Source organism: Mucilaginibacter sp. P4_E8 (assembly GCF_056401495.1).
Window position 1 is genome coordinate 1 of record NZ_JBFUJG010000150.1, and the last position, 11,021, is coordinate 11,021.

Annotated in this window: 9 protein-coding genes; 6 read left to right on the plus strand and 3 right to left on the minus strand. The window is 43.0% G+C overall.

Annotation, left to right across the window (positions count from 1 at the left end; genetic code table 11):
- Positions 1 to 17: 17 nt before the first annotated feature.
- Complete coding sequence (gene clpB, locus AC1DRQ_RS26510) at positions 18 to 2,636, plus strand: ATP-dependent chaperone ClpB (protein ID WP_477428395.1); 2,619 nt, start codon at positions 18 to 20, stop codon at positions 2,634 to 2,636.
- A 254-nt stretch (positions 2,637 to 2,890) separates the two neighbouring features.
- On the opposite strand, the gene AC1DRQ_RS26515 is transcribed toward clpB, so the two are convergent.
- Together AC1DRQ_RS26515 and AC1DRQ_RS26520 are read right to left on the minus strand one after the other, a co-directional pair.
- On the minus strand, positions 2,891 to 3,079 hold the full coding sequence (locus AC1DRQ_RS26515) for a hypothetical protein (protein ID WP_429399413.1): 189 nt from the start codon (positions 3,077 to 3,079) through the stop codon (positions 2,891 to 2,893).
- A gap of 86 nt (positions 3,080 to 3,165) precedes the next feature.
- Positions 3,166 to 3,573 carry a hypothetical protein gene (locus tag AC1DRQ_RS26520; protein WP_477428382.1) on the minus strand — a complete coding sequence of 136 codons (408 nt, stop codon included), beginning with the start codon at positions 3,571 to 3,573 and terminating at the stop codon, positions 3,166 to 3,168.
- A 272-nt stretch (positions 3,574 to 3,845) separates the two neighbouring features.
- On the opposite strand from AC1DRQ_RS26520, the gene AC1DRQ_RS26525 reads away from it, so the two are divergent.
- Complete coding sequence (locus tag AC1DRQ_RS26525) at positions 3,846 to 5,456, plus strand: hypothetical protein (RefSeq protein WP_477428384.1); 1,611 nt, start codon at positions 3,846 to 3,848, stop codon at positions 5,454 to 5,456.
- Positions 5,457 to 5,645: 189 nt separating this feature from the next.
- Positions 5,646 to 5,990, plus strand: coding sequence for a phosphoribosylpyrophosphate synthetase (locus AC1DRQ_RS26530; RefSeq protein WP_477428386.1), 345 nt, complete (start codon positions 5,646 to 5,648; stop codon positions 5,988 to 5,990).
- A 163-nt stretch (positions 5,991 to 6,153) separates the two neighbouring features.
- On the opposite strand, the gene AC1DRQ_RS26535 is transcribed toward AC1DRQ_RS26530, so the two are convergent.
- A complete protein-coding gene (locus AC1DRQ_RS26535; protein WP_477428388.1) occupies positions 6,154 to 6,711 on the minus strand; it encodes a hypothetical protein in 558 nt (185 codons plus the stop codon).
- A 100-nt stretch (positions 6,712 to 6,811) separates the two neighbouring features.
- Here AC1DRQ_RS26535 and AC1DRQ_RS26540 point away from each other — a divergent pair, with 100 nt between their 5' ends.
- From AC1DRQ_RS26540 to AC1DRQ_RS26550, 3 genes are all read left to right on the plus strand, one after another.
- Positions 6,812 to 8,029 carry a hypothetical protein gene (locus AC1DRQ_RS26540; protein WP_477428390.1) on the plus strand — a complete coding sequence of 406 codons (1,218 nt, stop codon included), beginning with the start codon at positions 6,812 to 6,814 and terminating at the stop codon, positions 8,027 to 8,029.
- A gap of 108 nt (positions 8,030 to 8,137) precedes the next feature.
- Positions 8,138 to 9,394: a M16 family metallopeptidase gene (locus AC1DRQ_RS26545; RefSeq protein WP_477428392.1), complete on the plus strand. Its 1,257-nt coding sequence runs from the start codon at positions 8,138 to 8,140 to the stop codon at positions 9,392 to 9,394.
- 136 nt (positions 9,395 to 9,530) lie between these two features.
- On the plus strand, positions 9,531 to 10,808 hold the full coding sequence (locus tag AC1DRQ_RS26550) for a M16 family metallopeptidase (protein ID WP_477428394.1): 1,278 nt from the start codon (positions 9,531 to 9,533) through the stop codon (positions 10,806 to 10,808).
- Positions 10,809 to 11,021: the final 213 nt, after the last annotated feature.

An 11,021-nucleotide genomic window follows, 5' to 3' on the forward strand; every position in this document is an offset into this window, starting at 1 on the left:
GATTAATACCTACCAATATGAACTTTAACAACTTTACAATAAAAGCCCAGGAAGCCGTACAAAAGGCTTCGGAAATTGCTGCTGGTAACCAACAGCAGGCAATTGAACCCGCACACCTGTTAAAAGGCTTGTTGCTGGTTGATGAAAATGTAATATCCTATTTATTAAAAAAATTAAACGTAAACCTTAACAGGCTTAATGAGATGCTCGATGCGCAGATAAGCTCGTATCCTAAGGTAAGCGGAAGCAATATTTATCTCTCTTCAGATAGCAATTCGTCACTGCAAAAAGCGCAGGGATATTTAAAGGAATTTAAGGATGAATTTGTATCGGTTGAGCATATATTATTAGGTATTTTGGCATCGGGGGGAACCATAAGCTCCATGTTAAAAGATTTTGGAGTAAACGAAAAAGATCTTAAAAAGGCCATTGTGAGTTTACGTGGAGATAGCAAGGTAACTGATCAAAATGCCGAGGCTACCTACAATGCCCTAAATAAATATGCCCGTAACCTTAACGAGTATGCCGAATCGGGCAAGTTAGACCCGGTTATTGGCCGTGATGAAGAAATTCGCCGGGTGATACAGATCTTATCTCGACGTACCAAAAATAACCCGATACTGATAGGTGAACCAGGAGTGGGTAAAACAGCCATTGCCGAAGGTATAGCCTTCAGGATTATTAAGGGTGATGTACCCGAAAGCTTAAAAACCAAGGTGGTTTATTCGCTTGATATGGGAGCCCTTATTGCCGGTGCCAAATACAAAGGGGAGTTTGAAGAACGCCTTAAAGCCGTGATAAAAGAAGTAACCCAAAGTGATGGCGAGATCATCCTGTTTATTGATGAGATTCATACACTTGTGGGTGCCGGTGGTGGCGAAGGGGCCATGGATGCTGCCAATATATTAAAACCGGCCCTGGCCCGTGGCGAGCTAAGGTCAATTGGTGCAACCACCCTTAATGAATACCAGAAATATCTTGAAAAAGATAAAGCGCTTGAACGCCGTTTTCAGAAAGTAATGGTTGAAGAGCCAGATACCGCTGATGCCATATCTATTTTACGTGGTTTAAAGGAGCGTTATGAAACCCACCACAAGGTGCGGATAAAAGATGAGGCCATTATTGCCGCAGTTGAAATGTCGCAACGTTATATATCTGACAGGTTTTTACCTGATAAGGCCATTGATCTCATGGACGAGGCTGCTTCAAAACTGCGTTTGGAAATGGACTCGGTACCAGAAGTGGTTGATGAACTGGAACGCCGTATTATGCAGCTGGAAATTGAACGCGAGGCTATAAAACGAGAAAAAGACGACCGTAAGGTTGCAGAGTTGAGCGAAGAAATAGCTAACCTGTCGGCCCAGCGCGATTCACTACGTGCCAAATGGAAGGGTGAAAAGGATCTGGTTGACGGAATAAATCAAAAGGTGGAGCTGATTGAAAACTATAAGCTGGAAGCTGAACAGGCCGAACGTGCCGGCGATTATGGCAAAGTGGCAGAGTTACGCTACGGAACCATTGTAGAAGCACAAGCTGAAGTTGAAAAACTGAAAGCCGCCTTGTTGGAGAACCAGAGTGACAGCCGTATGCTGAAAGAGGAAGTTACTGCCGATGATATTGCAGGCGTAGTATCCCGCTGGACAGGTATACCGGTTTCAAAAATGATACAAAGCGAACGCGAAAAGCTGCTGCACCTGGAAGAGGAACTGCACAAACGTGTAGCCGGGCAGGAAGAAGCTATTGAAGCCATAAGCGACGCCATACGCCGCAGTCGTGCAGGTTTGCAGGACAAACGCCGACCAATCGGGTCGTTCATATTTTTGGGTACAACCGGTGTGGGTAAAACCGAGCTGGCAAAAGCCCTGGCGGAGTATTTGTTTAATGACGAAGCCGCGCTGGTACGTATTGATATGAGCGAATACCAGGAGCGTCACGCTGTTTCAAGGCTCATTGGCGCGCCTCMGGGTTATGTGGGTTATGATGAAGGTGGACAATTGACCGAGGCCGTACGCCGTAAACCTTATAGCGTGGTGCTGCTTGATGAAATTGAAAAGGCCCACCCAGATGTGTTTAACATATTGCTGCAGGTATTGGACGATGGCCGCTTAACCGATAACAAGGGCCGCGTGGTGAACTTTAAGAACACCATCATCATCATGACCTCCAACATTGGTTCAAACATTATACAGGAAAACTTCCAGACACTGGAAGACGACAACCGCGATGAGCTGATAGCCAAAACCAAGAACGAATTGTTCACCTTGTTAAGGGCTACCATCCGTCCGGAATTTTTGAACCGTATTGATGAGATCATCATGTTTACCCCGCTAAGCCGCGACGAGATACACAGTATTGTGAAACTGCAATTTAACCAGGTAAAACAAACCCTTGCCGAAATGGGCGTTACCATAGAAGCTTCTGATGAAGCCATTGACTGGCTGGCCCAGCTTGGTTATGATCCGCAATTCGGCGCCCGTCCGCTAAAACGTGTTATCCAGAAAAAGATCCTGAACGAATTATCGAAACAGATCCTGGCAGGCACCATTGATAAGGACAGCGTTATAAAGGTGGATATGTTTGATAACAACTTTGTGTTTTTAAATACAGCCAAGACTTCGGAAGAACCGGTTAAATAATAAAATAATAACTCCATCATATAAAGAAGAGCCGCCCGGTATGGGCGGCTCTTCTTGTTTAAAGATTTGAATAAATATATTAAAAACACGTCATTGCGAGGAACGAAGCAATCTCTTCACCACTTTGTCATCCTGAGGAACGAAGGATCTATTCGGCGATTAGATTCTTCGCTATGCTCAGAATGACAAATTTGTTATTTGCTTCATACCTTGCAATAACGGTCGATGGCAATTAGCTCTAAGGAAAAACCAACTCACATTTTTTCCTCTTCATCATCTTCTTTTTTCTCATCAACCATTTCTATTAATGTTTCATTGTCTATAATTCTTTCCCGGTTTTTTGCCAGGGTTGGGGCGGCACCGGTTATGGCAATACCGGTTACCGCCAATAGTAAAAACAATGCCAGGCAAAAAAGCCGCAGCATTTTTTTAAGCTTGTTCATGCAGATAGCAATAAGCGTTTAAACTGCTTTAAAGCGGGTTAAACTGTTCAATAAAATATTGTGAAATTGATTGACAAACAGGCAGATCAGCCTATTTGCAAAGAAGTGATATCCCGACCCTGATCAGCAGTATAGTACAGATGATTGATTGGGTAGTTAACCGTGCGTTTAGTAAATAAGAAAAGTTGTTTTAAATGTTGATACCGGCCAATCTCAAGCTCATTATAAAGCGAAACTCTCAGGTCAAAATTTCCCCTGATAAAACAGGAGGGGGCATTTTTATAAAAGAACAATGCCGCTCTTTTATAACTAATGCCACTTTTTAAAGTGAAAGATTTATCGGCTAAAACCTCGGTATCGGGGGCTCTATTGTTATTAGGCAGATTATTGCTTACATATCCCGAAATGGCAAAAAAACTTATTAATAAGGTGGACGTTAATAACCACCTTTTAGCCTGGGTTTTTAAATAAATAAGTATTTCGCTGTTTGCCACATGTAAATATACTGAATTGGTTTGTCTGAACCATGATTAATAGGATTTTAGGATTAACGGGACTTTGACCGCGACTATGAGCCAGGAAATTTTATCCTGGTAATCCCTTAATCAGATGAATCATGGTTTAGAGAACTTAATCCACCCGATTAACCCACTAAACAATATTTAATAATAAGTTAATATATGGGCAATATGGAGGTATAAACTTTTATGGAAGTTTACCGTATAATTAATAAATATCAACTTATATATAAACTCACCAAATCACTATGCTTAAATTTACTAATCCAAGGCTATTGTTTGTAGCTACCGCTATGGCCGGTATGCTGATAATTGGCTGCCAAAAAAATGGTACCCCGCCAGCTCAAAACACCAATGATGTAAAAACCGAAGCTGCCAAAACCATTAAAACGCTTGCCGTATCCCTTACCCAGGGGTTCGAGGTAGGTTCAACCAGTCCTAAAACGGCTTATGATGTTTCGCCTACAGGCTCAAGCAGCGGCGATAATGTTACCTTGTCAGGTAATTCATGGAATATGTATGATGCCTTGATCGGTAATTTAAGTACAGATCAAAAAGCCGGCTCATGGAGCGCACGTATACGCAATACAGGCAAGATCACCATGTTATTTGATGTAACCACCGGAATAAGCACCGTAACTATAAAGCATGCCACCTTCGGCGGCGATACACCAAGCCAGTGGGGTTTGTTTTACTCTGTAAATGGTGGTAGCAGCTGGGCACAATCCGGCGTTAACATAACTACAGGTTCAACCCTGGCTACCCAAACTTTTACCATCAGCGTAACCGGTACAGCCCGCTTAGAGATCCGTAAGCTTAGCGGCGGAACCAACCGCATCAATATTGATGATATCACCATAAATGATAATGGCGGCACAGGTGGGGGAACTGTAATTACAGGAAAAAAATTCCTGTTTGATGCAAGTCACCTTGAAAATGCCGGCAGTGCCGATTGGCAGATAGATGCCGATGGCACCGAAAGCGTACCAATTTATACCGGCGGCTCAACTACCGAAACAAAAGCTCAGCGCATACCAACACCATCATACACCGGCATCACTTCAAGTACTGCAGAAACCTACTGGAAAGGTGGTATATCATCTTGGGCGGTTTCACTGGTTAAGCTTGGCGAGTTGGTTGAAACGCTTCCGGTTGGTACAAGCCTTACTTATGGAAACGCGTCAAATCCGCAGGATTTAAGTAATTATGATGTGTTTGTAGTGGTTGAACCTAACCGTTTATTCACTGCTGCCGAAAAAACAGCACTGATGAACTTTGTTTCAAATGGCGGCGGACTAATGATGATTGCCGACCATACTGCAGCCACAACTGCGGGGACTGATGCCAATGGCTATAATCCGTCAGACAGGGATGGTGATGGCTTTGATTCGCCACGGGTTTGGAATGATCTGATGACCAACAACGGCATCAACAACAACAACCCTTTTGGTTTTAACATCAATTATGTTGATATAAGCGAAGGTCCATCAACCAATGTGTATACCGGTACCAATGCTAATGCGCAAAAAGTATTGAACGGCGCGGCTGGTACAGCTTCAAAACTGGCTTTTTATAACGGCTCAACAGCAACCCTGCTCCCTACAAATAACTCAAGCGTACAGGGTTTGTTTTGGCGTAACTCAGCTACCAATGGTGGCAATAGTAATGCAATGGCACTATTAGCCACCTACGGAACTGGCCGTGTGGTATGGATAGGTGATAGCTCACCTGCTGATGATGGCACCGGCGATACTGCTGATAACCTTTTCAATGGCTGGTCGGGCGATTCGCCATCAGGTTTTACCTCGCATCCGGCATTGCACCTTAATGCTTCCTTGTGGCTGGCTAAGGCTCAATAAGCTCATTCAAAACCTCACCAAAGTGAGGCTTTAAAACATACTTTTAAACTCCCGTTGCCTTTAGTAACGGGAGTTTTTATTTGGGTAGCTGCGAAACTTATTCCGCTAAAAGTTCAAACAACATGAGTTGTTTAACGGTTATATCTGCACAAACAGCTATAACTGCTTTTACTTAAACAAAACATCACCATGAGAAATTACGAAACTTTAGTGGATGCCACTAATGATCTTTTAAAAAGAGGATATACTGCCAACCTTAGTTTAGATGGCGATACTATAGGTGATAAAGCTCAAAATATACATATGACTGCCGATGAATTTGAAATTGATGAGTTTTACCGCTTTGAAGGCGCCAGTAACCCCGATGATACGTCGATAGTTTATGCAGTATCATCGCCAAAGCACAACCTTAAGGGTGTGCTGGTAAATGCATATGGCGCTTACGCCGACGATAGTTCATCGGCTATTGCCGCAAAACTGCACCACCACCAGGTAAGTAATAACCTGCATGGAGAGGATAGGCCAAGCGCCTGATTAGATGTAGGGATGAAAAAGCATTAATCCAACCACGTCATTGCGAGGTACGAAGCAATCTCTATGCTATACAGAGCCAATAGGAAAGTTGTACCTGCCTGTGTAGAGATTGTGCTTCGTACCTCGCAATGACGCGTTTGAGTTCAATCTGCACACCTGCACATCATTTCTTTATCTCCTTCAATATCTTTTTTCCTCCGGCCCGCATCCCCGCACCGCCATCGCGCATTAAAAACTCAAGCTGGCTGGCAAGTTCTTCTTCTACCCATGGAAATTTATCTTTGAGATTAAATAAGGCATTTCCGGCAAACATCTTTACCGCGACTTTGATCTTCGGGTTTATCATCCAGTCGAAAAGCTGTTCAACTACCGGTTCAAAATCAATTTCGTTAAGTTTTAATTGTAAGGATTCGGGAGCTTTGGCATCAGTTACATGCATTATTATTTTGGCATAATGCCGCATACAACTTTGGTTACGGTTCTCCTTAAACCGCGAGATCAGGTAACGCAGGTCATCCAGATAACCTTCCGGATCAGTTAAAAAAACATTCTCCAGCAACCATACCGCCCTAAAACCAACGGCTTTATCAGGATGAAAAGTAATATCAATAATATCGCGCAGGGGAAAACGCTGCTCCTTTAATATCCGGCTCAGCTTCAGTATCCCCGGTTTACCAATGGTATCACTGAGTTGCTTTATGAGTTGTTGAGGGGTAAGCATGGTTTACTAACAAATGTAAACTTTTAGGCACTAAATGGTCGTATTGTTGGTCTGAAAATTGTGGAAATCCATGAACATCACAACCATAAATAATTTACTAATGAAACCTTACCTGTTATTACTTGCCGGTTTTTTGCTCCCGGCTTTGTTATATGCACAAGCTATTATACCACCCATTCCTGGCTGGAAAATGGAAGTAAACAAGGATACTTACCGGTTTATACCTCCGTCATTGCTAAACAGCGCTGCTAATTTTGAATATGATATTATGCCTGTTGAAAAAAGTAATGGTATTGACCTGGGCGAATGGCTAAAGGCTGCTGCTACAAAGGATCTGCACGGAGCGGGATATTCAGGCACCTCGCCGGGAGTTTTAAAAACGGTTAATAACAGTTCAGATCTGCTTACTTATTCTGCCTTAACCAACGACGGTTCAGGCAAAAAGCTGGCGGTAATATATTTTGCTTATGTAAGGCCCGATCATGCGGTGCGTTATGGCAAGATCGTGAGGCTTAGGGAGTATACGGGCACTTACATCAATGTGGCGGCCAATCATTTTGTTGCTATCCTGAAACAGGAGATGGCACCGGTTAAAACAAATACACCCGGAGTTGCAGCAACCGAGCAAAAAACAATAATTACAGCAGTACAACCCACGCAGGTAAATGGATCAGGGAAAGGTATTGCCGCTGCCGAAATAAAAGGTGTGTTGCTGCACAGCGAAACTCGCCTGGGTGTGGGAGGGATGTTGATATTTGTATATTTCCCTTACCTGTTGTTAAAAAATGGCAGTCTTTACGAACACCTTACAGTAAGTCCGGCTGATATTAATGAAGCGCAGWCAAGGCAAAGCGAACCTACAAAATGGGGCACCTGGAAATTGGATGGAAAAGCGCTCATTGTTACCCATCGCAATAAGGATGGTTCGATGACTAAACCTAACCGATGGACAGGCTGGAGCTGGGCATCGCCAGCAAAACCAAATGAAAAGCTCAACGGAACTTACGGTTCTATATCCGGTGGCGGTAATACGGCTATGGGAGGCGGTTCCATGGTGGTTTCATCCAAGTATATCACCTTCAATAGCCAGGGCCAATTTACCTATGAAAGCGTTGGTGGCGGCAGTTACAACGGAAGCACAGGCAGCGTTTCGGCCTATTCTTCTAAAAATAGCGCCGGTACTTATGTTTTAGATGGTTATTCTATTGAGCTGCGGTTTAATAACGGGCAAGTTAACCGGCAAAGTTTTTACTTCTATGATGATAAGGATCATGGAGTTATAGGTATAGGCAACAATCCTTACACCACATCTCATTAACCAGGCAATCAGCTATATGATTTAAACTATTTGCAATTTATACGCAGTAATTACAGTCACACAAGGTAAAAATTATACCTTTATCCGTTTTTAAATTAAAATTACTAAATGGTAAAGTTTAATAAGTTTACGCTGGATAATGGCCTGCGGGTTATTGTTCACGAAGATAACACTACACCGATGGCGGTGCTTAACATATTATATGATGTTGGCGCACGCGATGAAGACCCTGAGCAAACAGGCTTTGCGCACTTATTTGAGCACCTGATGTTTGGCGGATCGGTAAATATACCCAGCTATGATGAGCCCCTGCAAAGAGTAGGTGGCGAGAACAATGCTTTCACCAGCAACGATATCACTAACTATTATATCACCCTGCCATCAGCCAATATCGAAACCGCTTTTTGGCTGGAAAGCGACCGCATGCTGAATCTTGCCTTTAGCGAGAAAAGCCTGGAGGTGCAGCGCAATGTGGTGATAGAAGAGTTTAAACAACGCTACCTGAACCAGCCTTACGGCGATGTTTGGTTAAAACTGCGTCCGCTGGTTTACAAACAGCACTCATACCGCTGGGCCACTATTGGCAAAACCATTAAACACATTGAGGACGCCCGTATTGAAGATGTGAAAGCGTTTTTCAAAAAGCACTACACTCCTCAAAACGCCATTATGGTTGTTGGGGGAGATGTAAAACTGGAGCAGGTAAAACAACTGGCCGAAAAATGGTTCGCACCAATTCCGGCTGGCGAAAAATACCACCGTAATTTGCCGCAGGAGCCCGAGCAGCATGAAGAACGCCGCGAAACAGTTACTGCAAAAGTGCCGCTTAACGATGTGTATATTGCTTTTCAGATGGGGGCGAGGCTGGATGATGATTATTATGTAGTTGAGCTGTTGTCTGATGTGCTTTCGCGTGGCAATTCATCTCGTTTGTACCGTAGTTTGGTACAGGACAGACAAATTTTTAGTGAGGTACATGCTTACATCACCAGTAGTTTAGATAAAGGGATGTTTGTACTGGAAGGCAAGCCGCTCGAAAATATCAGCATTGAGCAGGCCGAAGCAGCTTTATGGGAAGAACTGGAGAAAGTTAAGAACGAGGAAATTCCGGCAGATGAGCTGACCAAAGTGCAAAACAAAACAGAATCGACGATGGTGTTCTCTGAAATGTCATTACTGGATAAGGCCATGAACCTGGCATCGTTTGAATTATTGGGCGACGCTGATTTGCTGAATCACGAAACGGCAAAATACCTGGAGGTAACCACCAGGCAGATAAAGGCTGTGGCCAATAAAATTTTCAGGAAAGATAATTCATCAACGCTGGTTTACCTCGCCGAGAAAACTGAATTAAGCGCTGTCTGAACAAAAGCTGTCTGAATCTGGATTAAACAGATTCATTAGATTATTTGGATTTGATTTGCATAAAAAAAATCATGGTTAATCCTTCAATCTGTGTAATCCCGGTTCAGACAAAAATAAAAACTAAATAATCATCAACATGATCGACAGAAAATTAGCCCCGGATTTTAAGGCTATTGATAATATAAACCTGATTAAACCAGAACACACTAAGCTGGACAACGGCTGCAATGTTTATTGCTTTAACTCAGGCGACCAGGAATTGGTGCGTATAGAATGGATATTTAACAACCTGCGCTTTGATACCGCTAAGCCTTTGCTTAATATGGCCGTTAATACCATGCTTACCGAGGGTACCAACACCTTAACAGCTGCGCAAATTGCCGATAAAATTGACTTTTACGGCGCCTTTTTGCAGGTAGATTATGCTTATGAAAATTCGCAGGTTACGTTGTATAGCTTAAACAAGCATTTGCACCATACGCTACCGGTTATTATGGATATCCTTACCGGTTCTGTTTTTCCCGAAAAAGAGCTGGAAACGTTTAAGCGCAACCAACAGCAAAAACTACAGGTAAGCCTGCAAAAAAATGATGTTGTTGCCCGCCGCGATTTTAATAAAGCCATATACGGCGATACCATTTATGGTTTGGGTGCAACTTTTGATAATTATAAAAGTCTGCAGCGCGATGATATGCTGGCGCACTTTAAACAAATGTACCAGCCATCAAACTGTACGTTAATAATTGCTGGCAAAATTGAACCAGACACTTTAACGTTGATAAAAGACACGTTTGATAAAAGCTGGACAAATGGCGAAACCCCGACTGATATTACACAGCCCGAACTGCAGCCTGCCAAAGAACTGTTTTATTTTACCGAAAAACCAGATGCGCTGCAATCTGCCATTAGGTTAGGGCTGCCGGTAATAAATCGTAACCATCCCGATTTTCAGCCCCTGCAAGTGTTAAATACGGTTTTGGGCGGGTATTTTGGTTCAAGACTGATGGCTAATATCCGCGAGGATAAGGGTTATACCTATGGCATTGGCTCGGGCCTGGGCTCGTTTAAACAAGGCGGGGCATTCTTTATCGCTACAGAGGTAAGTGCTGATGTTTGCAGGTCGGCAATAAATGAAATTGAAAAAGAGATCAACCTGTTAAAAACCGAACTGGTGCCCGACGAAGAACTATCGCTGGTACGCAACTTTATGCTGGGTTCTTTACTGGGTAGCCTGGAGAATGTTTTTTCGCATGCTGATAAGTTTAAAAGCATCTATTTTGCTGGTTTGGATTATGATTATTACGATCAATATGCATCAACAGTAAAAAATGTAACGGCGGTTGAGCTAAAGGAACTGGCCAACAAATATTTAAATTTCGATCAGTTTTATAAAGTGATCGTAGGGAAATATTAAGATTGATTTGGGATTTCGGATGTTCGATTTCGGAATTACCTTATCCACGCGTCATTGCGAGGTACGAAGCAATCTCTATGCTATACAGGGCGGCTCTGTAAGTAGGGGATTGCTTTGTACCTCGCAATTGTAAAGGTCAGATAATTCGAGGACAAGAATAGCTAAATTAAGAGCTATGCGCATCAACACGAACGACCTCACCCTGAAACGGAA